This is a genomic window from Parasedimentitalea huanghaiensis, assembly GCF_009753675.1.
Classification (GTDB): domain Bacteria; phylum Pseudomonadota; class Alphaproteobacteria; order Rhodobacterales; family Rhodobacteraceae; genus Parasedimentitalea; species Parasedimentitalea huanghaiensis.
Genome location: NZ_WQLV01000007.1, coordinates 182,820 through 207,119, shown reverse-complemented (window position 1 = coordinate 207,119; position 24,300 = coordinate 182,820). Strand labels below are relative to the sequence as shown.

Below are 24,300 nucleotides of genomic sequence, written 5' to 3'. Positions count from 1 at the left end.
CGCTCAACAAAGTTGAGAGGTGTCGTTTGGGAACAGTTTATTCAGCACTGTGGCACGAGCGGGGCAAAGCTGTAGCAATTCAGCGATTGTGCGATGCGCAAGCTGCGTTAAGTCTCTCGGGATTTAGGCAACTGGATCGTATTAGCTGCCGTAGAGCGCCCCAAGGATCAGATAGATTGCCAGTGTTCCGCCCAGGCACAGGCCCATGGGGAATTTGCTTTGGCCGACGTCCCAGCTTTTCCAATCGGGGGCCAAGCGGCGCAGTGGAGTGTGCTTGGCAATCCTGTGCGTGACAAAGCTGGCCAGCAAATTTGCGGTAAATATCAGCAAGATGATCCTGAGATCAGCAAAGGCCACAAGAGGCGCGGCTGCGCCTGCAAATTTCCCATCTCCGGCGCCAATCATGCCTGCACTGTAGAACAAGAACCCGAGGCCAACACCAATTGGAAGATGCAGAAGCTGCCAGCCATAGTCGGTCCAGGACATCAAAAATGGCCCCACTACGATAAAAATTACCGCAGTAAGGTCTACTGCCCAGTTTGGTATCCGCATGCCACGTAGATCGGTGAGCATAATGGTGTAACAGATGGGCAGCACAAATGGCAGGAACCACAGAGCAACATGGGCCGGAATTGCCAGCATGTATTAGGCGCTTTCCAGTGCACGCAGACTGCGCACAGCTTCTTCAAAATGCTGCGGGTGGGTGCTGATTGCGTCACGCAGCAGACCTTCGCCGGTTGAAACATCACCCTGTTTGATCGCGGTCAGCGCCAAGGTATGCAAGAGCTGCGCCCGTTCGATCTGTCCCATTGGGATCACAGGCAGCGTGTAATTGCGTTGTGCGCCACGGGCCAGCACCAGATTGTTTTTGGCTGTGAATAGCGCCTGATCCTGACGGATGGCTTCGCCAAACAGACGTTCAGCATCAGTATAATCGCCGCGGGTCAGTTTGGAATAGCCCCAGTTGTTCATGACGCCCGCTGGACGGGTGGTCAGCGAAACCGCGATTTCATAGAAGCTGTCGGCCCTTTTCCATTCTTTATTGGCATCCGCAACCATCGCCTCTAGCCGATAACGTTTGAAGGTCTCGTGGGTTGGGGGAACGTCGTCCAATGCGGCTTTGGCGGCTTTCCAATCGCCGTTGCGGATCAGGGCATCAGCCAGATCTACCTTGTCGTCGTTGGTCGCGCCGTCCAGAGAATTGACCTTTTTCCAGGCTGAGACAGCTTCGGTGTTCCGCTTGGCGCGGACCAGAGATATGGCGAGACCTCGTTGCAGGTCGATACGGTTGGTATTGCCCTGCAATGATCTGGTGAAATAGCTGACCGCCTCGTTGGGGTCAGCGGCACTTAACATGACGTCATTCAGGTCGGTTTCATCAACCACGTTGACGTCCTGAAACGCCCGTTCGACACTCGCTGGATCATCTTTGGCGCAGGCAGACAGGAATAGTCCACCAGCCAGACATGCCGATACAAGAAATACTTGGCGCATTTTTGCGTCCTTTACTGCTCTGCCTTGTTCATGGCGTCGTACGGATCAGGAAATTGCCCCCACCACGTTGCACCAATTCATAGTCTTGGTTTTGTCCAGTAGTATTAGCAGAATTTTCCAAATTTGCGAGGGCCAAGCGCAGATTCTCGCGGATTGGGTCACTTTCGCCATTATCCAGGGCATAAGCGCGGCGCAAAAACTGCTCTGCCTCGGCGTAATTGCCCTGTTCCATCAGAACGACCCCCAAATTGTTCATCGCCTCGGGCCAGTCCGGCTCTTCCTTGACCGCGCGTCGCAACAGGCTTTCTGCCTGACCAAGGCGACCCAGCCCCAGGTTGGCTGAGCCCATGCTGGAGAGAACTTCGCCGGTCATTCCATGCTCCAATGCCGCGCGGGTGAACGCATCAAGGGCAAGTTCGTACTGACCTGCGGTCATCATTCTATGGCCGACTTCCAGTCCATCTTCGGCTTCTTTATTAAGATCTACACCCGGAGCCCAGGGGTTGCTGGGGTCCGGAGTGGTTGAACCGCAAGAGGCCACCACCGCACTGGCGGTGATGGCAATCAAGATCTTGCGAAGCGATGCGGGCGAAGCCCCATCTTTTGAAGTCATCTATTAGTTGCTCATATTACCAAGGTTACCGATCGCTTTCATTGAAGGGCCAACCAGAATGATCAGCAGCGGCGGTAGTGTCAGTCCCATTGTGGCAAGGGTCATTTTTGTTGGCAACTTGTTTGCGGCCTCTTCTGCTCGCATAACGCGTTTGTCACGCATTTCAGCAGCATAGACGCGCAACGCATCAGCGATCGAGGTGCCGAAGGTGGCCGATTGGATCATCACGGTAACGAAGGACGATAGATCCTGAACTCCACAGCGGGTGGCCATATCGCGCAATACCTTGTCTTTGTCCTTACCTGCTTTCATTTCGTAAGCGACGACATCAAATTCTTCGGCCAGATCGGGGTATGAGGCGTGCAGCTCTTTGGCAACGCGCACGATGGCCTGATCCAGAGACTGGCCCGCCTCGACGCAGACCAGCATCAGGTCAAGTGCATCGGGGAAACCGGCTGTAATGTTCTCTTTGCGCTCGGCGATCCGGCGGGTGACCCAGTACTTTGGCAACATATAGCCAGCGCCACCGGGGCCGATAATACGGATCATCATCTGTTGCCCGTCAAATTCGATATCGGCGTTCAGAACGTAAACAAAAAACAAGCCCGCAATCAGTCCGATGATGCCCAATGCAAACTGGGCAAAGTGGAAAAAGCGAACAGAATCCTTGGACTGATACCCCGCCTGACGGAGTTTGAGCTCCATCGCGGAAAGCTCTTCGGCGTCTTGCGGTTCCAGGAAGTTCGCAAATTTTTGCAATTGTTCGTTGCGGTTGCCCTGACGAAGCCGTTCTTTCTTGGGTTTTGAGCCAGCGTCCGGATTGTTGCGCTTTTTCAACTTTTTCAACGGGTCTTCGCGTTGGTTCAACAGTAGCGGGATGGTCAGCAGGATCATGAACAGACCCAGCAGCCCCACCACCAAAAGAGGTCCAAAGTCACCCAGTTGGTTGGTAATCTGGGCGTTGATACTTGTGAGAAATTCCACGGTGTTTGCCCCTTATACCTTAATGTTGGTCAGCGCGCGCATGACAAACAGATTGACGGTCAACAGCACGCCCACGATGAAACAGCAGGGAATGAAGTAGGGGTGGTCCAGGACAGTGTCATAGTAGTTTGGGTCCTTGGCCAGAATGCCCCCTAGCGCCAGCAGAGGAAAGGCGGAGAGGAACTTGCCCGACCATTGTGCTTCGGCTGTGATTGCTTTGACACGGCGGAACAGACGGAACCGGGCACGGATGACCTTGGCCAGACCAGCTAGGACCTCGGCCAGGTTCCCCCCGGATTGCTGCTGAATGGTCACGGCGACCGCAAGGAAACGCATATCCTGCATTTCCAGTCGTTCAGCCATTTCTTTCAGTGCCTCACCGACGTCTCGGCCATAGGCGCTTTCGTCTGCGATCATGCCAAACTCGGTCGCGAGCGGGTCGTCGACTTCTTTTGCGACAATCTGGATAGCCGAAGAGAAAGGGTGGCCAACCCGCAGGCTTCTCACAATCAATTCAACAGCATCGGGCAGCTGTTCCTCGATCATGTCCATACGTGTCTTGGCCTTTTTGTTGACCCAGATGAATACTGCAGCAACCCCAATGATGACCGACGCCATGATACGTACTGGCAATTCGGTTTCGGTGCCAATGCTGAGACCGACAAAGGCCAATGCGGCCAACCCGCCCATGATCATGATCAACTGTCGCGGGGTGAAGGCGATTGCGGCCTTTTGCGCCTTTTCCGCTAGCAGGGAATACAGCGGGATCGACTGGGACTGCATATGCTGCTGCATTTCCTTGCGCAGCTGTTCCAGCACCTGTTCGCGATCTCCGCTTTTATCCAGCATCTCCAGTCGGCGGTTAACGCGGCTGTTCAGGCTGATGGATTTGCCAAAGGCCACAAGGTACAGGCCTTCGACCAGTACCAAAACGCCAATGAAAATAAGACCGTAGATGATTGGTTCTGCGCTTAGTTGCATCAGTGTGACTCCATCTTAGTGGGTTCATAAACCGAGGCGGGCAGGTCATACCCCCACATACGGAATCGTTCGGAGAAGTGGCTGCGCACTCCTGTGGCTGTGAAATGGCCGATGATTTTGTTCTCTGGGGTCAGGCCGACCCGCTGATACCGGAAAATTTCCTGCATCGATATCACGTCACCTTCCATGCCGGTGATTTCGGTGATTGACGTCATGCGGCGGGACCCGTCCTGCAGACGTGAGGCCTGCACGATCAGATTCACCGCAGACGAGATCTGACTGCGCACTGCCTTCAGCGGCATTTCAATGCCAGCCATGGCGATCATGTTTTCCAAACGGCTGACCCCATCACGAGCCGAGTTGGCGTGGATGGTGGTCATTGATCCGTCGTGGCCAGTGTTCATGGCCTGCAACATGTCGATCACTTCTTCGCCACGGGTCTCGCCGACAATGATACGGTCGGGACGCATACGCAGGGCGTTTTTCAGACAGTCGCGCGGGGAGACTTCACCTTTGCCCTCGACGTTGGGCGGGCGGCTTTCCATCCGGCCTACGTGGGTCTGTTGCAGCTGAAGTTCTGCGGTATCCTCGATTGTCAGGATCCGTTCGGCGTTGTCGATGAAGCTGGACAGCGCGTTTAGGGTGGTTGTTTTACCAGAACCGGTACCGCCGGACACGATAATATTCAGTCGAGTGGCAACAGCGGCTTGCAGGTAGGCCGCCATTTCCTCGTTGAAGGCGCCGAAATTTACCAGATCATCAATACCCAGCTTGTCTTTCTTAAACTTCCGGATCGAAACCAGAGAGCCATCCACCGCAATGGGCGGCACCATTGCGTTGAAGCGCGAGCCATCTGCAAGGCGGGCATCCACGTAGGGGTTGGATTCATCAACGCGACGTCCAACAGCCGAAACAATTTTATCGATGATCCTGAGAAGGTGCTTTTCATCTTTGAAGGTCACATCGCTCAACATGAGCTTGCCTTCGCGTTCGACAAAAACCTGTTGCGGACCATTGACCAGGATATCGTTGACGGTTTCGTCCTGTAGCAGCGTTTCCAAAGGACCAAGACCGGTGACTTCGTCGTACAGCTCTTTGGTCAGTGTCTGGCGGTCATCGCGATTGAGAACGATGCCTTTTTCTTCCAGAATTTCGGTGGTGATCGTAGTGATTTCCGCGCGCAACTCTGCTTCGTTGGCGGTTTCCAGGGCTGCAAGGTTCAGCTGTTCCAACAGTTCTTTGTGAAGTTGGATCTTAATGTCGCTCAATCGTTCTTTGCGCTTGCGCTCTTTGTCCTGAGGGGCGGCTTCGGCTGAAGTTTTTGGCATGGGCCGACGCAGCGACGCGCTTTGGTTGGCGGCGGGTTTGGGGGCAATGGGGGCGTCTGGTTTGACCGCCTTCAGCTTGGATGCTTTGGCAGGAGCCCCAGCTGCGGCTTGCTTTTTATACTTGGAAAACATCTTATACCCCCCCAAGGGATGACTTTATGTTAGGCAGCGACGTCTTGCTGTCCGAGTTCGTGGAGCGACAGGGCCAGCTTGGCGATTTCTTTGCGCAGCGGATTTTTGGCCGCTGAAACCGCAAGCGGCAGGCCGTGGTCACAACTTTGGACAACGGGTTTGCCACCGTCCGGCAACTGCAAATCAATAGAGATGCCCAGAGATTCAGCCATCCGCTTTACCCGGCTTTTTCCGCTTAGATCGGTGAACTTGGGTGCACGGTTCAATGTGAAACGCAGCTTTTCGAAAGGCAGGTCTTCGGATTGCAACGCCCGCTTCATGCGCAGGGCGTTTTGGGCCGACCGCATATCGAGTTCGATAAGGGAGAAATAGACATGTGCCCTGTTGAGCACGCATTCAGACCATTGCACCAGGGTGCGCGGCAGATCGATGACTACAAAATCGAAGTGGCTGCGCGCCATGGCGATTAATCGCTCGATGTCGTCAGGGGTGAAGAATTCTAGCGGCACCATTTCCGACGGAGCGGTTAGGACCTGCAACTTGTCTTGAAACGAGAGCAATGCCTGGCCGAACATCTCGGCGTCCATCTCATCAATTTGGCCCAACATCTCCATCACAATCTCGCGGCGAGGCAGGTCCAGATAGGTTGCAACCGAGCCGTGCTGCATGTCGAGATCCAGTAAACATACGCTGGGTTGTTCGTGATCGCTCAACAGCGCTAGCTCCCAAGCTAAGTTGACTGCAAGTGTGGTAGACCCAGAACCGCCGGCCAGCCCCTGACACACAATGACTGCGCCTTCTCGGGCACTGCCTGACTGTAGCTGATGCGGATTGGCGATGGCCTCTTCCGGTTCGGGTTCCGGGGTGGTCACCCGTTCTATCGCTGCTTGCAACTCTTGTTCGGGAAGCGGGTAGGGGACAAATTCATCGGCGCCCTGACGCAGTAACTGATGCAAGGAGGCAGGGGTGACATCTTCTGCAATCAGAATCACCTTGATGTCACGGGTCTTTGCCTGAGTGATGATTTCACCCATCAGGACCAAGTTATCCTCGTCATTCCCATCTATGGCGAGCGCAATAAAGCTCAGAGATTCGGCTTCGGGTTGGTTGAAAAAGGCCAGAGCTTCGGCAAAGCCTAAATCGCCCCAGTTTTCACCCATGGCGGATTCCATGTCTTCGATCAACAGATCAAAGTTCTGCACATCGCGGCTGACGGTGCAGGCAACAATTGCGTTCGTATCTGTGTGCGGCGTTTCGCTGCTCATTGCCATTATCCTCATTACGGGTGACGACAGGTTCAACCTGTTCGTCCCTACGTGCGACTCGGTCGGCGCACGTCACCTCTTGCAAGTAATGTCGGGGGCAATTCTGGCGATATTGGGGCCAAAAAGCCCCAATAGTTGGGAAAGTCTAAACGTGTGGTGTTTTGTCAGACTATTCGGCCAGAGACTGTTCTGTGGTCATGTTTGATGGAGGGATCGCGCTGGCGATGTATTCGCGATAGATCACCTGCGCGTATTTTCCATCTAACAGCGAAGGATGGTTCTTAAGGAACCCGGAAACTTCGGTCAATGTGCGTCGATTCTGGCGTTCGCGGCCCTGGGTCGCAACAAGAGGCTGTGTTTCTCCGTAAGAAACAACGGCTTCTAGGCGAGAGCGACTGATGCCACGGGTCGACAAATATGAAACGGCGGCGCGCGCACGGCGCATGCCGAGTGATTTGTTGTAATGTGCCGGTCCAACAGCATCGGTGTGGCCAAAGACCCGGAAGCGAACCTCGGGGAACTGCTTAATCCAAGCGGCTTGCTGATCCAGAACTGCACGGGCATTGGCGTCGAGACGGGCACTATCGAATTCAAAGTTGATTGTTGACGGAACTTCTTCTGCAAACCGTTTCGCGAGCTGGATTGCATAGTTTTGCTCGCCGCTCATTACCTGAGCATTGTTCAACGTTGAATTGCCAAAGGTGCCCCGGTCCAATTCGTGCCCGGCTTCAATGCTGCAGGCGGCGACGGTCAGGCTGAGCCCAAAAAACGCTGCATGTTTGATCATCTGCGCCATCCTTATTAATCCATCACATAGCCGTAGGAGCCACTGAAGTCTTGTCTGGCAACTTCTGCGGCGGGGCCGTTTTGGGTTCGTGACACCCGGCCAAACAGAAACAGATCATTTTCACTGGGCGGTTTGACACGGTCTGTTGGCAGGCTCAAGGCCTCCCCACGAGTTGGAGTAACCAGATGTGCGCTGATGATGATCACCAGTTCGGTCTGGCTACGCTTGTAATCGGTGCTGCGGAATAGGGCACCGAGGATCGGAACGTCGCCCAACCATGGCAGCTGTGCATTGTTGTCTAGAAAGTCATCCTGGATCAGGCCGGCAATGGCAAAACTCTCGCCGTCGCGCATTTCAACAGTGGTTGACGCTTCACGACGCGTAAACGCTGCAACTTGAGACCCATTCAGAGTGATAGAGTTAGACGGGTCGATTGCTGAGACTGCCGTATTGAGTTCAAGGTTGATCAGGTCGCCATCAATAACCCGTGGAATGAAATTCATTTCGATGCCAAAGGGTTTGAACTCGACGGTCACGACACCATCGTCTTGAGGAACGGGGACGGGGTATTCGCCACCGGCCAGAAACTTGGCTTCTTGGCCGGAAAGTGCGGACAGGTTCGGTTCGGCAAGTGTGCGAACCATTCCTTTTTGTTCCAGGGCCTCGATCAAGAGACCGACCTGTGTCGAGCCGACATCAAAGCCAAATAAGATGGCGCCCAGAGAGTCGGCCTTGGGTGTAAGGCTTGGTTGGTTTAGGCCATTGTCGCCCTGCAACCAGGTCCCGGTTTCTGCTGAAAAATTGGTCCCGCCTAAGGCAACGGAAGAGCTGAGTGATTTTGACACCGAGCGCTGCATTTCGGCAAACCGCACCTTGAGCATGACTTGCTGCACGCCACCAACGGACATTAGATTTGACACCCGCTCGGGAGCATAGCGTTCGGCCAAGTCCATTGCGCGCTGAAGTCGAGCGGCACTGGACACGGTGCCAGACAGAACAATGCCATCATTTGCTGTACGGACTTCGATTTTTTCGTTGGGCAAGATCTGCCGCAGCCGCTCTTTGAATTCACTCACATCAGCGGAGACGCGAACGTCGACATTGGTGATCAATCTGCCGGTAGCGTCCAGCAGGGTGAGAGTGGTCAATCCTGGTGATTTGCCCAGCACGTAGATGGTGCGGTCAGACAAAGATGAAATATCTGCGATGCCAGGGTTAGCGATGCTGAGTTCAGAAAACGGAACATCGCTTTCTACCACTACAGCCCGGTTCATTGGAACACTCAGCTGCGTTTCGGTGCCCTTTTTGACAATGCGCAGGCCTTCAGCCCAAGCGGGGCCTGTCATTGGAATGCTTGTTAAAGCAAGCCCGGTTAGGGCTGCTGCTATCATAGCTTTAAATGCCATGTGACCTGCCTCTCGGATCACGCCTCGTTGTCGGGTCTTTTGCCCGTCTTTTGCGCTACCTTGGGGTAGTTTGCTAATTTTTGCAAGAATCAATGGGTTTGGTGCCCCTGCTTCTGTGTGACCCGGGCAACAGAAATGCTGGAAAGCCGCCCGATAAGGGCGACTTTCACGCAGACGTGTTGCAATTCTGAGCTGGGGCAGCTTGGCGGACCCATCCCCTTAGTTGGTACAGGGGATCGGGATTTCTACCACTTCGGCACCGCGACGCGTACGGATCGTGCATACTTTTTCGGTTTCTCTTTCTGGTGCGGAAACACGCTCACCCAGTCCAAGCAAGGACCGCTGGTCGACCTCGACAAAAGAGGCAACAGTATCATCTCCAGCGCCAACCAATGACAGTGACAATCGCCCGGTGGTTTGTGCCTGTGCCAGTGCAGCAACTTGTTTGGGCAACGCAGTGACCGTGACGGTGCGGGCAATGATAGCGCCATTGATGTCGCCGCCGGCGCTCTGGTCGATCGCGATTAGTTCAATATTCGCTTGGATCAGCCGGGTGATTTCGCCACGTCGACCGTCATCTGCATCGCGTAGGCTGCCAGTCCAATAGATATCTACATTGTCACCGGGGCGTAGGAAGCCCGAAACGCCAGAGGCCACATCCACCTTGATGGCAAAGGCCCGCATCCCACGTTGCAGTCGTGATGTGATGCCGGCATCTTCACCGGGTTTGGTGACTTTTCCGGGCAGGATGGCTTCGTTTTTCTCGATGGTACGCAGAACAACGCGTTGTTCGCCTTCAAACGCTGGCGGAAACAAGTCTTCTAGTGTGGAAAATGCCCCTTCAGGGAGGCTTTCCAACGGCCAACGTACCATTCGAACTGCGTCTTCTGTCAGGCGTTCACCATATTTCAGAGATTTGTTGGCCACAAAAACGTTTGCAGTAGGGATCGCGTCGACCTGGTTTGCATTTGCCTGGGCCAGGGCATTTTGATAGGTTGAAATATAGTTTTTGGCCATCATCACCGCACCGCCTGCCAAGGCGATACCGATGATCAATACCAATCCGAAAACTGCACGCATTGTGTTACCTCGCTGTGGCTGTGCTTTCCCTTGGTAGGCGCAGCCGGGTTTCTGGATCCGTCAGGGCGTGTGCATAGGGTGGCAATGCGTCAAAGCCAAAAACCGCATTGCTGCGGTGCACCTTTCTGGTGCTGCTGATCAACCAAGATTCCAATTTGACATGTATGCTACCACTGCGTTTGCCAGTCCTACCCCACCATCAAATATGGTGGATGCAATCACTGAACACAGGCCTACAATGCCAGCTGTTAGAACAACCCAGTCGACGGTCACTGCGCCATCATCGCTGGCAAGAAATGATTTTAGTTTATTCATTGCGAACCTCGTTGGGCCGGGGGTTACCCTGGGCAAGAGGCCGCGCCTTTGGATGAAAGACGCGGCCCCGAGCTTAAATCGCTATAGCGTCGTCAGCTTAAGGTGTAGTGGTACCGAAGCCAGCAGTTGCGAGGTCTGACGAGTCATGTGTGCCGATGTAGGTTGCTGTGCCTGCTGTCAGGTCGGCAGCGCCATCGGCGATGGAAGTGTAAACAACACCAGCCAGAGCAGCAACAGCAGCGGTCAGAACAACCCAGTCAACAGTCACGGCGCCAGCTTCGTCTTTGCGGAAGTTTTTGAAGAATTTGATCATAGTTTGTCCCTCCAAAGGATCTAAAAAGTGTTTCGACCTTGCCGTCCAGTTTGAGCCTGCTCTCTCCTGCGAAGCTCATGTCCGACTTGGTATGAACATATATAGCCTGTTGAGCGTGGCAGGATTTGGGCCAAAATCCGGAAATTGGCGCCTTAGTTTAACTTTTTGGAAAGAACTTGGTTAGGGTGTTGAAAGTAAACACAAATACATTTCTATTTTTGTAAATACCCGTGGCCAAAGAGCGGCAGAGAGCGGAAATGTGGCGAAACCGTCAAATTTCAGGCCACTTTGCGGGTGTTTTTGCCCCATATGTTGGGAAATCGTTAAATAAGTATCAGGGCAGTCTAATGTTTCTCCGTGTTGTGACACTGGCAGTGTTAACTACTGTTGTTCCATTGTGGGTGCAGGCGGATACCCCAGCGCCTTTTCCCAGCTTTGAGTCAAAGAGGGTTCTTCCGCCAAAACCTGGTACACGCCAGCGCATCACTATTCAGATCGAACCAGAGCAGAATCCGCCTGCGACCTTGCCTGATGATGCATCCGGTCCAGCTAGTGGTACGGCGGGTCAGCCCGTAGGGCGGTATGGTTGGTTCTGGGAAGAGATCTCGCCCGAGCTGACCGCGACAGGACCCGGCCGATTAGACAATGCCTTGATGGTGTTGGCTGGCGGCGAAGGTGTGTCGGCACCGCGATTGCAATTGATGCAGGACATTGCCGCGGCTCAGGGAATTCCGATCCTGACTGCCAGTATTGGCACGGAGGTATCTCCAGCTTTGATCCTGGCGGTCATTGCTGTGGAATCAGCAGGGCAAACTGATGCGGTCAGTTCGGCTGGCGCGCAGGGGTTGATGCAATTGATGCCGGACACGGCTGCGCGGTTTGGAGTGGATGACGCATTGGTGGCGCAGCAGAATATACAGGGTGGCATCAAATATCTGGATTGGTTGATGGAGAAGTTTGCCGGCGATCCGGTTTTGGTTCTGGCGGGATACAACGCCGGCGAAGGGTCCATTCGTGATCATCAGGGGGTGCCACCGTATCCGGAAACCCGAGACTATGTCCCCAAGGTCCTGGCTGCGTTTCAGGTGGCAAAAGGGCTGTGCTTGACCCCACCCGAATTGATTTCTGATGGTTGTGTGTTTCGGACGATGCAGTAAAGCAGAGCCAGGCCGCGATGATTGGAGTGATGGTGATCCGACATTTGACGGCCGGATCACCGTGACAGTTGTTAGCCGTGGGACAATACAATTTTCTGGGTCAGGCCGGGCCGTTCCATCAGGCGGTGTGCTTTGGCAATATCTTCCAAGGGCAATGTTGTCTCGATCCGCGGGGTCACCACGCCCTCGGCCAGCCATGCGGCGATCTGTTGTAGATCAGACTGATTTATCTGATGCTCCAAGACCACGGGGGTAATGCCGCGGTCAGGACTAAACTGACCGCCAGGTTTCCACCATTCCGGAACCGTTGTGACATAGCTCCCCCCATCCTTGACCCGATTAAACGCCTGTATGGCATGGTCGCGGCCACGTACATCCAGCGCGCCGTCTACGGTCTGGTCGCGTGTCGACACGACGGTCAATTGCAAGGCCTTTGCCATCGCAGCAGCAATCTGCCCAACAGCGCCTTCGGTGTTGTTGATCAGGACCGACGCCCCCTTAGGTAAGTTCAGCGCCTTGAGTGCGGTCAGAGCGGTTGTCGCGGCCAATGGTGTTGCTGCGGCGGTGTCAAAAGGCACGTTGTCGGCGATGTGAGTGACATGGTCGGCAGGAAAGGCGGCGAATTCGGCGTGGGTTCCGACACCTGAAGCTGGCTGCTGGGTGATGGCCATGACCCGGTCGCCGGGCTGAAAGAGGGTGACATCTGCACCGACTTCTTCGATCACACCTGCTGCGTCCCAACCCAGAACCATCGGGAACTGGGCGGCATCTGGGGGAACAATCGCACCCGAACGTACGCCCAAATCTACCGGATTAACGCTAGAGGCAAGAATGCGAACCAGCACTTGCCCTGCCTCGATGGCTGGGCGGGCAATACCCTTCAGCTGGAAGGTATCGGCATCACCAAAAGTTTCGATCACTGCGGCTTTCATAGTCTGTTCCTTGCTTGGTTTTGGGTAGTCCCGGAGGAAGAGGTTTATTAGTGATCGCTACAAAACAAATTTGAATTGCAGCGTCAACGCTTTTTCTTTAGTGATCGATAAAAAAAGAGAGCCGATGGGACGCCCTAAATCCTTTGATGTTGATGATGTGCTGGAAAAAGCCCTGCGGCTGTTCTGGGAGCGGGGCTATGAAGCCACGTCGCTCTCGGACCTTGAACGGGTGATGGGGCTGCGTCCGCCCAGCATCTATGCTGCCTTTGGCAACAAGGAGACCTTGTTCAAGACATGCGCTGATCGGTATGTGGAGCGCTATAGCGGCTATGTTGTGGAGGCGTTGACCAAAGAGCCAACAGCGGCAGAGGCCGTGATGCGACTGCTTTCAGACACGGTTGATGCCTATGTCCACGACACCCAACCGCGCGGGTGTTTGGTTGTGAGTGGCGCCATTCACTGCCCGGATATGGATGAGGGGCCAAGACTGGTGCTGGAGCAATACCGCAAAGCGACTGAGGCTGCCATTGCAACACGAATTGAGCGTGGTCAGGAAGAGGGAGATGTCCCGAGGGATGTTTCTGCGACGATGGCTGCCAAACTGGTGGCGACGGTGATGCAGGGGTTTTCAACACAGGCACGCGATGGCGCGGGTAACGACGATCTGCACCGTGTTGCCAAACTTGCCGTTGGGGCGCTGGGTCTGTCAGCAGTGTGATCGATTTGGCCTGCTGGAACGGAAAAAGGCCCGCTGATGAAGCAGGCCTTTTGCTTAACGATGTAGTCGCAGTTTAGCCGACAATTGTCGCCTCGGTTGCGGCGCGCAGCTCGTCTTCGGTGACGCCGTCAGCAGTTTCGACAATCTTCAACCCGCCTTCGACAACATCCAGAACGCCGAGATTGGTGATGATACGGTCTACAACTGCTTTGCCGGTCAGCGGCAGGGTGCATTCCTTTAGCACCTTGGACACACCGTGTTTGTTGGCATGGTCCATGACCACAACAACACGGCCCACACCGGCGACCAGATCCATGGCGCCGCCCATACCTTTGACCAGCTTGTTGGGAATCATCCAGTTGGCCAAATCACCGTTTTCAGCCACTTCCATAGCGCCGAGGATGGCCATGGCGATCTTGCCTCCACGGATCATCGCGAAGGATTGCGCGCTATCGAAATAGGCGGTCTGGGGCAGTTCGGTGATGGTCTGCTTGCCTGCGTTGATCAGGTCGGCGTCTTCGGTGCCTTCAACCGGGAAGGGGCCCATGCCCAGCATACCGTTTTCCGACTGCAGGGTCACTTCGACGCCTTCAGGGATATAGTTGGACACTAGCGTCGGAATGCCGATGCCGAGGTTCACATACCAACCGTCTTGCAGTTCTTGTGCCGCGCGTGCGGCCATTTGATTACGATCCCACATGTTCGCTCTCCTTTACGCCGCTGGCCGGGTGGTGCGCTGTTCGATGCGCTTTTCGTGGGTGCCCTGAATGATACGGTGCACATAGATGCCGGGCAGGTGGATCGCGTCAGGGTCCAGAGAGCCAGTTGGCACGATCTCTTCCACCTCGACCACACAGACCTTGCCGCAGGTCGCAGCAGGCGCGTTGAAGTTACGGGCGGTTTTACGGAACACCAGATTGCCGGTTTCATCGGCCTTCCAGGCTTTGACAATGGCAAGATCGGCAAACATGCCTTCTTCCATGATGTAATCTTCCATGGCGCCATCCGGGCCAGTTGGGAACTGCTTTTCAAACTTGCCTTCGGCAATCACGGTGCCCACACCGGTTTTGGTGAAGAAGCCGGGGATGCCTGCGCCGCCAGCGCGCATACGCTCGGCCAGGGTGCCCTGTGGGTTGAATTCCAGCTCCAGCTCTTTGCTTAGATACTGACGCATGAATTCTGCGTTTTCGCCCACATAAGACGAGATCATCTTTTTGACCTGCTTGGTCTGCAGCAAGATACCGATACCAAAATCATCAACGCCTGCGTTGTTCGACGCAAAGGTCAGATCCTTGGTGCCAGCGTCTTTGATGGCGTCCAGAAGCAATTCTGGAATGCCACAGAGGCCAAAGCCGCCCGCTGCAATGAACATGCCGTCGTGAAGCAGCCCGTCGAGCGCTTCTGCGGCGTTTGAATAAACTTTTTTCATGGAAGTCTCCCAACAACAACCTGTTGGGAGTGGTTCTGACGTGGCGGTTGGTGTGAGTCAAGAATACGTAGAAGGTTGCGTATTTCTACCGAGCGTTTTAACGCGCAGACGATCAGGTTGGCAGAGCATCTTCGGTATATTGCTCGATATAGCTGCCAGAAGGGGCGATCGGGGTGATGACATCAATCAAAACTCCGTTTGGATCGGCGGTGATGAAATGACGCTGGCCGAAATCTTCGTCGCAGAGATCTTTCAGAACCGGCAGCCCTTTGGAGGTCAGGCGCTGATAGTCTGCTTTTGCATCGGCCACTTCAAAGTTGAGGATAACCCCCTTTGATAGCCCGCGACCTGCTGGTGGAATGGTCTCGTGATGTCCATCCAGTACAGCAATGTTCACGGCAGGGTCGGTTTCAGATTGAAGGTGGACATACCAATCGGAGGTGAACACAGCCCTGAAGCCAAAGTGCTCGATGTAGAATGTTGCGGTCGTTTCCACGTTTTCTGTTTGTATGACGGGATAGAACTGAGTGGGTTTCATCTTGCATCTCCTGAAATAAACATACAGTTTGTATGTGGCGCAATTCATAAACATACAGGCTGTATGCATGCAAGAGAAATCCACACGGACACCAAACGCGGACAGACGTGCGATGATGCGGAAGAAACTCATGGACGCCGCACGTTCACTGTTTGTGGAGAAGGGGTTTGCCGCAACGTCGACACCCGAAATCGTAAAGTCGGCACAGGTGACCCGCGGCGCGCTGTACCATCACTTTGAAGACAAAGAGGACCTGTTTAGGGCGGTTGTTGTCGCCGAAGCGAAGGAGCTGAGGCAGGCAATTGAGGTCGCGACCAAGGGCATGATTGATGATCCACTCGGGACTGGGAGCAAGGGCTATTTCGAAGCCATGTCTATCCAGGGCCGGGCGCAGTTGCTGCTGATTGATGGGCCGGCTGTGTTGGGGATTCAAGAGATGGATCAGATCGATGCAGGAGGAGGGCGGGCAGCCCTGCGTACGGGTCTGGCCACTGCAAACTCGGATTTGTCAGATGAGGAACTGGAGGCTGTGACCAAAGTCCTGTCTGCCGGTTATGACCGGGCAGCCCTGGCGATTGCACAGGGTGAGGCGGCCAAACCATACGAACAGGCAATGGCCGCTCTTGTTCGGGCAACGATCTCTTAAGAGGCGCTGTCCTCTGTTGATTTCTTAGGCGCTGCCTTTTTCTTGGCTGGCGCCTTTTTGGCAGCTGTCTTCTTTTTGGCTGCGGGCTTTTTCTTTGCCGCGGCTTTCTTCTTCGTCGGCTTTTTACCGGCCTTTTCGGTGATCAATTGTACGGCCATGTCCATGGTGACGTCTTTGACTTCGACATCTTTGGGTAGGGTGGCGTTCACCTTCTCCCATTTGATGTAGGCCCCATATTTGCCGTCCATGATTTTGACAGCACCACCACCATCTGGATGTTCACCCAGTTCTTTGAGCGCTTTGGCGGCAGCACGACCACCGCGGCCCGGGTTGGCGCGTTTTTCGGCTAGCATTTCCATCGCGTGGTTCATGCCAATTTCAAACACGTCCAGAGTATTCTTGAGGTTTACGTAGACTGGTTTTTCCTCGTCCGGCATCTGGTGCATGACGTAAGGGCCAAATCGACCCAAGTTAGCGGCCACGGTGCCACCTTCGGGGTGCTGGCCGATTTCACGGGGCAGGGTCAGCAGGGTGACGGCCTGTTCCAGTGTTACTTCGTTTGGTCCCCAGCCGGGCAGGTAATCCCGGTTTTGTTTTGGCAGCGAAGAACGTGGGGGCTTCTTGTTTTCGGGTGTTGGCTCGCCACGCTGAACGTAGGGGCCAAAGCGACCAGACTTCAGGTGGATCTCGTCGCCGGCGTCTTCGCCCAAAATCTTTTCATAGCCTTCGGCGCCTTCGCCAGAAATTGGCCGGGTATAATTGCATTCCGGGTAATTGCCGCAGCCGACAAAGCCACCGGTGCGCGAAGACTTAAGGTGCAATTGGCCCAGGCCACATTTCGGGCAGGCCCGTGCATCTGTGCCATCTTCGCGAGGTGGATAGAGCTGTGGGGCCAGAGCATCATCGAGAACGTCCAGAACTTCGGAAATACGCAGGTCAGAAGTTTCGGAAATCGCTGCCGAGAAATCACGCCAGAACTTGGCCAACAGGTCCTTATAGTCGCCATTTCCGGCGCTGACATCATCCAGCTGCCCTTCCAGATTGGCGGTGAATTCATACCCGACGTACTGACGGAAGAAGTTCAGCAGGAAGATGGTAACGATGCGGCCTTTGTCTTCGGGGAACAGACGGTTTTGTTCCTTGCGGACATATTCGCGGTCCTGAATCGTGGTGATGACGCTGGCGTAGGTCGAAGGACGGCCAATGCCGAGCTCTTCCATCCGTTTGACCAGCGTGGCCTCTGTGTAGCGGGGCGGCGGCATGGTGTGGTGCTGCAGCGCCAGTACTGATTCATTTTTGGACAGCAAGGCCGAGCCATTGCTGCGCAGATCACCGCTTTTATCCGTTTTGGCACCGTCTTTGCCAGCCTTGGTGAACTGGCCAACAAGCGAGCTGTCTGCGAATTTCGCGGTCTCACCCATCATGATCTGCGGCAGGCGCTTGTCGTCGTCGTCCTGCACAACGTCATCGCGGCCTTCTTCGTAGACCCGCATGAACCCGTCAAACAGCATCACTTGACCGGTCGCACGCAACATCACCTGTTTGTCAGCGGAGCCAACGTCAACGGTGGTGCGTTCCATCTTGGAGCTGGCCATCTGGCAGGCCAGTGTGCGTTTCCAAATCAGGTCATAGAGCTTGCGCTGATCTGCTTCGGTCACCTTGAGGCTGGCGGCATCGCGGCTCATATCGGTGGGGCGAATACATTCGTGGGCTTCTTGTGCGTTCTTGGCTTTGTTTTTGTAGACCCGCGGTTTTTCTGGGACGTAGGTGCCGCCATACCGCTTGTCGATTTCGGCCCGGGCCTCGGTCACGGCCTCGGGGGCCATGTCGATACCGTCTGTTCGCATATAAGTAATGTAGCCCGCCTCGTACAAACGCTGCGCGGTGCTCATGGTTTGTTTGGCGCCCATGCCAAATTTGCGGCTGGCCTCTTGCTGCAGGGTCGAGGTCATGAAGGGGGCAGAAGGATTGCGGGAGGCGGGTTTTGCCTCAACCGATTGCACCGACAAATCGCGGCTGGCGACGGCCTGTACCGCCATTTCGGCAGCGGTAGAATTGGCGATGCTGAATTTGTCCAGCTTGTCGCCGCCTAAAACGGTCAGGCGGGTTTCAAATTCCTGGCCACGCGGCGTGGTCAGAAGGGCGCGTACGGACCAGTATTCTTGCGGATTGAAGGCTTCGATTTCGGTTTCGCGCTCGACGATTAGACGCAGGCAGACCGATTGGACCCGACCGGCGGATCTGGCACCGGGCAATTTACGCCACAGAACGGGCGACAGGTTAAAGCCCACCAGGTAGTCCAGCGCGCGGCGGGCCAGATAGGCTTCAACCAGCGGCATGTCGACCTGACGTGGGTTTGCCATGGCCTCGAGCACCGCAACTTTGGTGATGGCGTTAAAGGTGACGCGGCTGACCGGTGTGTCCTTTTTGATGGACCGGCGTTTGGTCAGCGCCTGTTGTAAGTGCCAGCTGATTGCCTCTCCTTCGCGGTCGGGGTCGGTCGCGAGGATCAGTGCGTTGTCTTCCTTCAGGGCGTCTGCGATGGCTTTGACATGTTTCCGGCTGTCGTTTCCGATCTCCCAAGTCATGTCAAAATCGTTGTCCGGATCAACCGAACCATTCTTCGGCGGAAGATCGCGCACGTGGCCGTAAGATGCCAGAACTGTATAGTCAGAGCCGAGATACTTATTGATCGTCTTGGCTTTGGCTGGCGATTCTACAACAACTACGGGCATTTAAGCTAAACCTTCTGGGACGGACACGGCACGTTCTATGGCCGGGCAAGATGTGGGGCGCAAGAGGGTATTGTCAATCGAAGAGTTTTACAGGCAAATTTGATGATGAATTTGGCGGCGAATTGGAGGATGTCATGAAACTAGGATGGCTAGTGGTGGCTGCATTGATTGCCAGCCCATTGGCGGCACAGGACTGGTACGAGCCAAAACGCGGTACGGCTGAGCGAAAAGCACTGATGAATGCGTTGCGGCCACTGGCCGAAGTCGACCTGGGGGCACCCGTTGAATTTGTTGTCCATGATTTGCGGGTCTCTGGCCACCGGGCCTTTGCATCGGTGCAACCACAACGGCCTGGCGGCAGGCCCATAGATATCGCCTCAACACCGGGGTTTGCCCGCGGTGAGTTTAGTCCAGATTTTATGGACGGGACCCACATGCAGGCGCTGTATATTAAAAAGGGTAACACCTGGGTGGCGGTGGAACATGCGATTGGGGCCACCGACGTCTGGTTCGCTGGTGAGCCGTTTTGTAGCAGCTGGGGACCGGTGATTGCCGAGTTCTGTTACTAACGGAGTTTACGCGACACCAATCCGCCTGCGAGCCGGGTGATCTTACCGTCCAGTTCAAGATCGGTCAGCGCAGGTGAGACGTCACGCGCTGGTGCTGCCATGTCTCGGATCAGTTGGTCCTCGGCCGTGGGGGAGGGGCCAAGGCGTGACAGGATTTGTTGGTGCAGCGCTGCTGTTTCCTGCAGGCTCCGCCGTTGTGGTGGCCTATCAAGGGGGAGCATCTGTTGTGGGGCGGACGCCCGCGCCGGAGGTTGAACAGGTGGGAGCGCAGCGATGACATCGTCACTGTTGCGAACCAGTTGGGCACCGTCGCGGATCAGCATGTTGCAGCCGCTGGCGCGGGCATCGAAGGGATGTCCAGGCACCGCCAACACCTCGCGGCCCTGATCAAGTGCATCCCGGGCGGTGATAAGGCTACCGGATTTGGCAGCGGCTTCGACGACAATCACGGCGCGGGCCAGGCCGGAAATGATGCGATTGCGGCTGGGGAAATGGCGCGCCTGTGGGGTGAGTCCCATAGGCTGTTCCGACAACAACAGGCCCCTTTGTGCTATATCCTGCGCCAAACCGGTGTTCTGTGTGGGGTAGATGACGTCAACACCGCCAGCCATGACGGCGATTGTGCCGCTGTCCAGCGATGCCAGATGGGCGGCGGTATCAATGCCGCGGGCCAAGCCTGACACTATTATGTACCCCTGCGAGCCAAGGTCGTGGGCCAGTGCACGGGCCATACGGCTGCCCAGTGACGAGGCATTACGCGCCCCGACCAGAGCAATAATTGGAGATTGCAGTCGTGCGGTATCCCCTTTCACCCAGAGGAGGGGCGGCGCATCTTTGAGCTGGGCAAGCTGTGAAGGGTAGTGGACGTCGCCAAGGCACAAAAGCCGCGCTTTGGCGGCTTTTGCGGCCTTGATTTCGGCGTCAATCACAGGTGAAGGGCATATTTTATACCCCTTTACGCCTGCTTCGCGCGCCACTTCGGGCAACGCATCCAGCGCGTTCTGCGCTGAATTATACTCGGCGATCAGGCGGTGAAATGTCACCGGACCAACCCTGCGAGAACGCAACAGACGGAGCCAGGAATAACGAATATCTTCCGTGGTGGGTGGGAGTGGGGGGTGAGTGGAAGAAGTGAATTCTTCGGTCATCCGTTGCTCCGCCTGTTTGCATGTACAGGTTTAACGCTAAGACGGTTAACAGGGAGTGAACAAGTAAGGATTTTCAGAAGATTTTCCGAAAACTTGCCAAATGATGGTGACGTAAGGGAAATTTTGAATCCGCATTGCGAAAAATCGGCGTCGCAATGCGGTTTTTACGTGGGTTTTCTGATTTTAAATTAACACAGGTAACTAGGCAGCGGCGCCGCCCACTGTCAGCCCGTCCATCAGGACAGTTGGCTGGCCAACGCCAACCGGTACCCACTGTCCGGCTTTGCCGCAGTTCCCCATACCTGGGTCCAGCGCCATGTCATTTCCCAGGGCGCGAATACGATGCAGCGCAGTGGCACCGTCGCCAATCAGGGTAGCGCCTTTAACCGGAGCCCCAATCTTACCATTAATGACCCGATAGGCCTCGGTGCAGGAGAACACAAACTTGCCGTTGGTAATGTCGACTTGACCGCCGCCAAACCCAACCGCCCAAATGCCATCTTTGATATCGGCGATCAGATCCGATGGGTTGGCTTCTCCGCCAAGCATATAGGTATTGGTCATGCGTGGCATCGGTGCATGGGCATAGCTTTGACGACGACCGTTGCCTGTGGGGGTGACGCCCATCAAGCGGGCGTTCTGCCGGTCCTGCATATAGCCAACCAGAATTCCGTCTTCGATCAGGGTGGTCGCCTGCGAAGGGGTGCCTTCGTCGTCAATCGTGATTGAGCCCCGGCGGTCTGGCAACGTGCCATCATCCAGTACCGTCACACCTTTGGCTGCAACACGTTGGCCCATCAGCCCTGCAAAGGCTGAGCTGCCTTTGCGGTTAAAGTCGCCCTCTAACCCGTGACCGATGGCTTCGTGCAGTAAAATCCCGGGCCAGCCTGGCCCCAATGCCACCTCCATCACACCTGCGGGGGCAGGGACGGCGTCAAGATTGACCACCGCAATACGAAGGGCTTCGCGGGCTTTGGCCTGCCAGTCACGGGGATCAACAAGCCCGTCCAGACCGATGCGACCGCCGCCACCTGCGGATCCGCTTTCACGGCGACCATCCTGTTCGACAATGACCGATACATTCAGGCGTGTCATAGGGCGCACATCACGCACCAAAACACCATCAGCGCGCAGAATTTCGACTTCTTGTAAGGAAGCGGCCAGAACTGCCGAAACCTGCACCACACGTTGATCCAGATCACGCGCAAAGGCATCAATCTCGCGCAGCGTTTCGATTTTCACCGCAAACGGCATCGCACCAATTGGGTCGGCGTCTGTGTACAGTTTGCGATTCGTCGCGGATGGGGCATCCGCCAGAGTGCCGCCACCATCGCCAACGGCCAGCCGCGCAGTTTCAGATGCACGATTGAGCGCAGCCATCGAAACGTCGGTCGAGTGGGCATATCCGGCCACCTCACCGTTGACGGCGCGCAATCCGAAGCCTTCGGAGGCATCGTAACTGGCGCTGCGCAATCGGCCGTCATCAAAAACCAGTGACTCGGATTTTCGGCGTTCGGCAAATATCTCGCCATCGTCGGCTCCGGAGAGAGCCGATTTCAGGACCTGCAACGCATCATCCGCGGGCAGGTTGGTTTCAAAGGGGCGAAAGGCTGCGTCTTCCATCGTGTGGACCTCATTTTTTTTGATCTAAATCAAGAAAGCGCCCATTTGACGCAAGCATAGCTCTTTATCTGATCCTTGGAATATGATTTCTACCGTCAGCAAAGACAACGGGGTCGATGTGTTTTGTGGAATCAGTGATTCCCCGCAGGATACAGCGACGCGAGGAACAACGCGATCAAACGATCAGGATATAAAATGAAGAATGCTTTGAAGCTTTCGGGCCTTTTTGCGGGCCTGTCGAGCCTGCCTGCCATGGCTCAGGATGGACTAGAGTCCATTGGTAAGCCTATTCCAGGTGGACTTAATTTCCAGCCCGCAGCAAGCGAGCTGGCCCAACAAACGCAAGATCTGGACTTTATGATCCTAGTGATCATTACTGCTGTTAGTTTGTTTGTTGCTGGCTTGTTGCTGTACGCAATCCTGCGTTTTAACCGTAAGGCGAACCCGAATCCGTCAAGCTTTACCCACCACACACCAATTGAAATCGCCTGGACGCTGATCCCGATTGTGATCCTGGTGTTCATCGGCTCATTCTCGTTACCAGCTCTGTTTAATCAGCAGGAAATTCCGGAAGCTGACCTTACCATTAAGGTTACAGGCTACCAGTGGTACTGGGGTTATGAGTATGTCGATCACGAATTCGGCTTTGAAAGCTTCATGCTGGCCAAAGATGAGCTGGCTGAAAATGGCTATGCTGAAGACGAGTACCTGCTGGCCACTGACACTGCAGTTGTGGTGCCCGTTGGCAAAACCGTTGTGATGCAGGTGACTGCGGCTGACGTGATCCACTCCTGGGCGATGCCTGCCTTTGCTGTTAAGCAGGATGGCGTACCGGGTCGTCTGGCGGAACTGTGGTTCAAAGCCGACAAAGAAGGCGTTTACTTTGGTCAGTGTTCCGAGCTCTGCGGTAAGGACCATACCTATATGCCGATCACCGTCAAAGTGGTCAGCCAAGAGGTCTATGATGCATGGCTGAAAGGTGCGATCGAGGAATACGCCGGTTTGCCCCAGAACTTTCAGGTTGCTTCAAACTGATCTGATCTGAAGGGCACTTTGCCCGTCTCCTTAGTCACGGCAGGGTGCGCAGTAATACGCACCTTGCCTGATTTCTAAACTGCCCTACGCTACGTGTATGATACGCAGCCAGAAAACCAATGGACCAAAGATGAGCGACGCAAGCATCAACGCCAGCATACTCCGTGAGGATGAGGCAAGCTTTGGCGATTATTTTGCCCTGCTAAAGCCACGGGTGATGTCACTCGTGGTATTCACCGCTTTTGTTGGCCTGCTTGCTGCGCCGGTGTCGGTGCATCCCGTCATAGGCTTTTGTGCCATTTTGTTTATCGCCATCGGTGGCGGTGCATCTGGCGCGCTGAATATGTGGTGGGATGCAGATATTGATAAGGTGATGAAGCGGACCAAGGGCCGCCCTATCCCTGCTGGTAAAGTTGAGGAAGGCGAAGCGCTGAGCCTGGGCTTGGCGCTGTCAGGGATGTCGGTGATCATGCTGGCCTTGGCAACCAATCTGCTGGCCGGTGCGTTCTTGGCGTTCACCATCTTCTTTTATGTTGTCGTCTACACCATGTGGCTGAAGCGGGCGACGCCGCAGAACATCGTCATTGGCGGTGCCGCTGGGGCCTTTCCGCCGGTAATCGGCTGGATCGCTGCCACCGGCTCTATGTCTGTTGAGCCCTGGTTGATGTTTGCCCTGACATTCATGTGGACGCCACCGCATTTCTGGGCTCTGGCACTGTTCATGCGTAGCGATTACGACGATGCAGGTGTACCGATGCTGACGGTGACCCATGGACGTCGTGCCACCCGAGTGCATATTCTGGTCTATACCATTCTGTTGGCACTACTGGCCGTTGGAACCGCGTTTTCGGGTGTCGGCGGGCCAGTTTATCTAGCGGTGTCGCTGGTGTTGAACGCGCTGTTCCTGCGTGGGGCCTGGAAAATCTGGCGCCGTGATGAGGACGACTCCGAAAAGGATAACTTCAAAGCCGAGCGCAGCTTCTTCAAGCTGTCTCTGTTGTATCTGTTCCTGCATTTTGGCGCGATCCTGGTCGAAGCCATGCTGAAACCATTTGGATTGGGAGGCTGGTAA

General features: G+C 55.2%; 25 protein-coding genes. 6 read left to right on the top strand and 19 right to left on the bottom strand.

Annotated elements, in window-relative coordinates; genetic code table 11:
- Nucleotides 1–141: 141 nt before the first annotated feature.
- From GO984_RS13200 to GO984_RS13150, 12 genes are all read right to left on the bottom strand, one after another.
- Nucleotides 142–639, bottom strand: a complete 498-nt coding sequence (locus tag GO984_RS13200) for a prepilin peptidase (protein WP_138164708.1) — start codon at nucleotides 637–639, stop codon at nucleotides 142–144.
- 6 nt (nucleotides 640–645) lie between these two features.
- Nucleotides 646–1,494, bottom strand: coding sequence for a tetratricopeptide repeat protein (locus GO984_RS13195; protein WP_157022982.1), 849 nt, complete (start codon nucleotides 1,492–1,494; stop codon nucleotides 646–648).
- 28 nt (nucleotides 1,495–1,522) lie between these two features.
- A complete protein-coding gene (locus tag GO984_RS13190; RefSeq protein WP_157022981.1) occupies nucleotides 1,523–2,107 on the bottom strand; it encodes a tetratricopeptide repeat protein in 585 nt (194 codons plus the stop codon).
- A gap of 3 nt (nucleotides 2,108–2,110) precedes the next feature.
- A complete protein-coding gene (locus GO984_RS13185) occupies nucleotides 2,111–3,091 on the bottom strand; it encodes a type II secretion system F family protein (protein ID WP_342448087.1) in 981 nt (326 codons plus the stop codon).
- A gap of 12 nt (nucleotides 3,092–3,103) precedes the next feature.
- Nucleotides 3,104–4,072, bottom strand: coding sequence for a type II secretion system F family protein (locus tag GO984_RS13180; RefSeq protein WP_157022980.1), 969 nt, complete (start codon nucleotides 4,070–4,072; stop codon nucleotides 3,104–3,106).
- A complete protein-coding gene (locus GO984_RS13175) occupies nucleotides 4,072–5,532 on the bottom strand; it encodes a TadA family conjugal transfer-associated ATPase (RefSeq protein ID WP_157022979.1) in 1,461 nt (486 codons plus the stop codon). Before GO984_RS13175 ends, GO984_RS13180 begins: the two co-directional genes overlap by 1 nt.
- 29 nt (nucleotides 5,533–5,561) lie before the next feature.
- Nucleotides 5,562–6,797 (bottom strand): CpaE/TadZ family protein, encoded by a 1,236-nt coding sequence (locus GO984_RS13170; protein WP_157022978.1) that lies wholly within the window; start codon nucleotides 6,795–6,797, stop codon nucleotides 5,562–5,564.
- A 169-nt stretch (nucleotides 6,798–6,966) separates the two neighbouring features.
- Complete coding sequence (locus GO984_RS13165; RefSeq protein WP_157022977.1) at nucleotides 6,967–7,584, bottom strand: OmpA family protein; 618 nt, start codon at nucleotides 7,582–7,584, stop codon at nucleotides 6,967–6,969.
- A gap of 14 nt (nucleotides 7,585–7,598) precedes the next feature.
- The gene (locus tag GO984_RS13160; RefSeq protein ID WP_157022976.1) at nucleotides 7,599–8,990 is read right to left on the bottom strand and encodes a type II and III secretion system protein family protein; all 1,392 of its coding nucleotides are present in this window, start codon (nucleotides 8,988–8,990) and stop codon (nucleotides 7,599–7,601) included.
- Between the two features lie 219 nt (nucleotides 8,991–9,209).
- Complete coding sequence (gene cpaB, locus GO984_RS13155) at nucleotides 9,210–10,070, bottom strand: Flp pilus assembly protein CpaB (RefSeq protein ID WP_157022975.1); 861 nt, start codon at nucleotides 10,068–10,070, stop codon at nucleotides 9,210–9,212.
- 138 nt (nucleotides 10,071–10,208) lie between these two features.
- Nucleotides 10,209–10,385, bottom strand: a complete 177-nt coding sequence (locus tag GO984_RS23365; protein WP_167740325.1) for a hypothetical protein — start codon at nucleotides 10,383–10,385, stop codon at nucleotides 10,209–10,211.
- 97 nt (nucleotides 10,386–10,482) lie between these two features.
- On the bottom strand, nucleotides 10,483–10,698 hold the full coding sequence (locus tag GO984_RS13150; protein ID WP_157022974.1) for a hypothetical protein: 216 nt from the start codon (nucleotides 10,696–10,698) through the stop codon (nucleotides 10,483–10,485).
- Between the two features lie 347 nt (nucleotides 10,699–11,045).
- Between GO984_RS13150 and GO984_RS13145 the strand changes: the two genes are divergently transcribed.
- Nucleotides 11,046–11,855, top strand: coding sequence for a lytic transglycosylase domain-containing protein (locus tag GO984_RS13145; RefSeq protein WP_157022973.1), 810 nt, complete (start codon nucleotides 11,046–11,048; stop codon nucleotides 11,853–11,855).
- Nucleotides 11,856–11,926: 71 nt separating this feature from the next.
- Here GO984_RS13145 and GO984_RS13140 read toward each other — a convergent pair whose 3' ends face one another.
- Entirely contained in the window at nucleotides 11,927–12,787 is an 861-nt protein-coding gene (locus GO984_RS13140; protein WP_157022972.1) for a quinone oxidoreductase family protein, read from the bottom strand.
- A 124-nt stretch (nucleotides 12,788–12,911) separates the two neighbouring features.
- On the opposite strand from GO984_RS13140, the gene GO984_RS13135 reads away from it, so the two are divergent.
- Nucleotides 12,912–13,505, top strand: a complete 594-nt coding sequence (locus GO984_RS13135) for a TetR/AcrR family transcriptional regulator (RefSeq protein WP_157022971.1) — start codon at nucleotides 12,912–12,914, stop codon at nucleotides 13,503–13,505.
- A gap of 73 nt (nucleotides 13,506–13,578) precedes the next feature.
- Here GO984_RS13135 and GO984_RS13130 read toward each other — a convergent pair whose 3' ends face one another.
- The 3 genes from GO984_RS13130 to GO984_RS13120 form a co-directional block, all read right to left on the bottom strand.
- Nucleotides 13,579–14,205 (bottom strand): 3-oxoacid CoA-transferase subunit B, encoded by a 627-nt coding sequence (locus GO984_RS13130; RefSeq protein WP_138164554.1) that lies wholly within the window; start codon nucleotides 14,203–14,205, stop codon nucleotides 13,579–13,581.
- A gap of 12 nt (nucleotides 14,206–14,217) precedes the next feature.
- On the bottom strand, nucleotides 14,218–14,934 hold the full coding sequence (locus tag GO984_RS13125) for a CoA transferase subunit A (protein ID WP_157022970.1): 717 nt from the start codon (nucleotides 14,932–14,934) through the stop codon (nucleotides 14,218–14,220).
- 112 nt (nucleotides 14,935–15,046) lie between these two features.
- Complete coding sequence (locus tag GO984_RS13120; protein ID WP_157022969.1) at nucleotides 15,047–15,472, bottom strand: VOC family protein; 426 nt, start codon at nucleotides 15,470–15,472, stop codon at nucleotides 15,047–15,049.
- A 130-nt stretch (nucleotides 15,473–15,602) separates the two neighbouring features.
- On the opposite strand from GO984_RS13120, the gene GO984_RS13115 reads away from it, so the two are divergent.
- Nucleotides 15,603–16,118 (top strand): helix-turn-helix domain-containing protein, encoded by a 516-nt coding sequence (locus GO984_RS13115; RefSeq protein ID WP_245231102.1) that lies wholly within the window; start codon nucleotides 15,603–15,605, stop codon nucleotides 16,116–16,118.
- Here GO984_RS13115 and topA read toward each other — a convergent pair.
- On the bottom strand, nucleotides 16,115–18,853 hold the full coding sequence (topA, locus tag GO984_RS13110; protein ID WP_157022967.1) for a type I DNA topoisomerase: 2,739 nt from the start codon (nucleotides 18,851–18,853) through the stop codon (nucleotides 16,115–16,117). The two genes, GO984_RS13115 and topA, sit on opposite strands and share 4 nt — an antisense overlap.
- Before the next feature lie 134 nt (nucleotides 18,854–18,987).
- Here topA and GO984_RS13105 point away from each other — a divergent pair, with 134 nt between their 5' ends.
- Nucleotides 18,988–19,422, top strand: coding sequence for a hypothetical protein (locus GO984_RS13105; protein WP_157022966.1), 435 nt, complete (start codon nucleotides 18,988–18,990; stop codon nucleotides 19,420–19,422).
- Here GO984_RS13105 and dprA read toward each other — a convergent pair.
- Entirely contained in the window at nucleotides 19,419–20,570 is a 1,152-nt protein-coding gene (dprA, locus tag GO984_RS13100) for a DNA-processing protein DprA (RefSeq protein ID WP_157022965.1), read from the bottom strand. The genes GO984_RS13105 and dprA overlap by 4 nt on opposite strands.
- A gap of 201 nt (nucleotides 20,571–20,771) precedes the next feature.
- Nucleotides 20,772–22,193, bottom strand: a complete 1,422-nt coding sequence (gene tldD / locus GO984_RS13095; protein WP_157022964.1) for a metalloprotease TldD — start codon at nucleotides 22,191–22,193, stop codon at nucleotides 20,772–20,774.
- Nucleotides 22,194–22,388: 195 nt separating this feature from the next.
- Between tldD and coxB the strand changes: the two genes are divergently transcribed.
- On the top strand, nucleotides 22,389–23,228 hold the full coding sequence (gene coxB / locus GO984_RS13090; RefSeq protein ID WP_138164546.1) for a cytochrome c oxidase subunit II: 840 nt from the start codon (nucleotides 22,389–22,391) through the stop codon (nucleotides 23,226–23,228).
- 130 nt (nucleotides 23,229–23,358) lie between these two features.
- The gene (gene cyoE / locus GO984_RS13085; protein ID WP_157022963.1) at nucleotides 23,359–24,300 is read left to right on the top strand and encodes a heme o synthase; all 942 of its coding nucleotides are present in this window, start codon (nucleotides 23,359–23,361) and stop codon (nucleotides 24,298–24,300) included.

Bases quoted from the DNA above. Each gene is read 5' to 3' on its own strand.
- GO984_RS13120 (WP_157022969.1), bottom strand. From the start codon at position 15,472: ATGAAACCCACTCAGTTCTATCCCGTCATACAAACAGAAAACGTGGAA.
- GO984_RS13160 (WP_157022976.1), bottom strand. From the start codon at position 8,990: ATGGCATTTAAAGCTATGATAGCAGCAGCCCTAACCGGGCTTGCTTTA.
- coxB (WP_138164546.1), top strand. From the start codon at position 22,389: ATGAAGAATGCTTTGAAGCTTTCGGGCCTTTTTGCGGGCCTGTCGAGC.
- cpaB (WP_157022975.1), bottom strand. From the start codon at position 10,070: ATGCGTGCAGTTTTCGGATTGGTATTGATCATCGGTATCGCCTTGGCA.
- GO984_RS23365 (WP_167740325.1), bottom strand. From the start codon at position 10,385: ATGAATAAACTAAAATCATTTCTTGCCAGCGATGATGGCGCAGTGACC.
- GO984_RS13115 (WP_245231102.1), top strand. From the start codon at position 15,603: ATGGACGCCGCACGTTCACTGTTTGTGGAGAAGGGGTTTGCCGCAACG.
- topA (WP_157022967.1), bottom strand. From the start codon at position 18,853: ATGCCCGTAGTTGTTGTAGAATCGCCAGCCAAAGCCAAGACGATCAAT.
- GO984_RS13195 (WP_157022982.1), bottom strand. From the start codon at position 1,494: ATGCGCCAAGTATTTCTTGTATCGGCATGTCTGGCTGGTGGACTATTC.
- GO984_RS13180 (WP_157022980.1), bottom strand. From the start codon at position 4,072: ATGCAACTAAGCGCAGAACCAATCATCTACGGTCTTATTTTCATTGGC.
- cyoE (WP_157022963.1), top strand. From the start codon at position 23,359: ATGAGCGACGCAAGCATCAACGCCAGCATACTCCGTGAGGATGAGGCA.
- GO984_RS13175 (WP_157022979.1), bottom strand. From the start codon at position 5,532: ATGTTTTCCAAGTATAAAAAGCAAGCCGCAGCTGGGGCTCCTGCCAAA.
- GO984_RS13190 (WP_157022981.1), bottom strand. From the start codon at position 2,107: ATGACTTCAAAAGATGGGGCTTCGCCCGCATCGCTTCGCAAGATCTTG.
- GO984_RS13140 (WP_157022972.1), bottom strand. From the start codon at position 12,787: ATGAAAGCCGCAGTGATCGAAACTTTTGGTGATGCCGATACCTTCCAG.
- tldD (WP_157022964.1), bottom strand. From the start codon at position 22,193: ATGGAAGACGCAGCCTTTCGCCCCTTTGAAACCAACCTGCCCGCGGAT.
- dprA (WP_157022965.1), bottom strand. From the start codon at position 20,570: ATGACCGAAGAATTCACTTCTTCCACTCACCCCCCACTCCCACCCACC.
- GO984_RS13145 (WP_157022973.1), top strand. From the start codon at position 11,046: ATGTTTCTCCGTGTTGTGACACTGGCAGTGTTAACTACTGTTGTTCCA.
- GO984_RS13170 (WP_157022978.1), bottom strand. From the start codon at position 6,797: ATGAGCAGCGAAACGCCGCACACAGATACGAACGCAATTGTTGCCTGC.
- GO984_RS13150 (WP_157022974.1), bottom strand. From the start codon at position 10,698: ATGATCAAATTCTTCAAAAACTTCCGCAAAGACGAAGCTGGCGCCGTG.
- GO984_RS13105 (WP_157022966.1), top strand. From the start codon at position 18,988: ATGAAACTAGGATGGCTAGTGGTGGCTGCATTGATTGCCAGCCCATTG.
- GO984_RS13125 (WP_157022970.1), bottom strand. From the start codon at position 14,934: ATGAAAAAAGTTTATTCAAACGCCGCAGAAGCGCTCGACGGGCTGCTT.
- GO984_RS13135 (WP_157022971.1), top strand. From the start codon at position 12,912: ATGGGACGCCCTAAATCCTTTGATGTTGATGATGTGCTGGAAAAAGCC.
- GO984_RS13130 (WP_138164554.1), bottom strand. From the start codon at position 14,205: ATGTGGGATCGTAATCAAATGGCCGCACGCGCGGCACAAGAACTGCAA.
- GO984_RS13165 (WP_157022977.1), bottom strand. From the start codon at position 7,584: ATGATCAAACATGCAGCGTTTTTTGGGCTCAGCCTGACCGTCGCCGCC.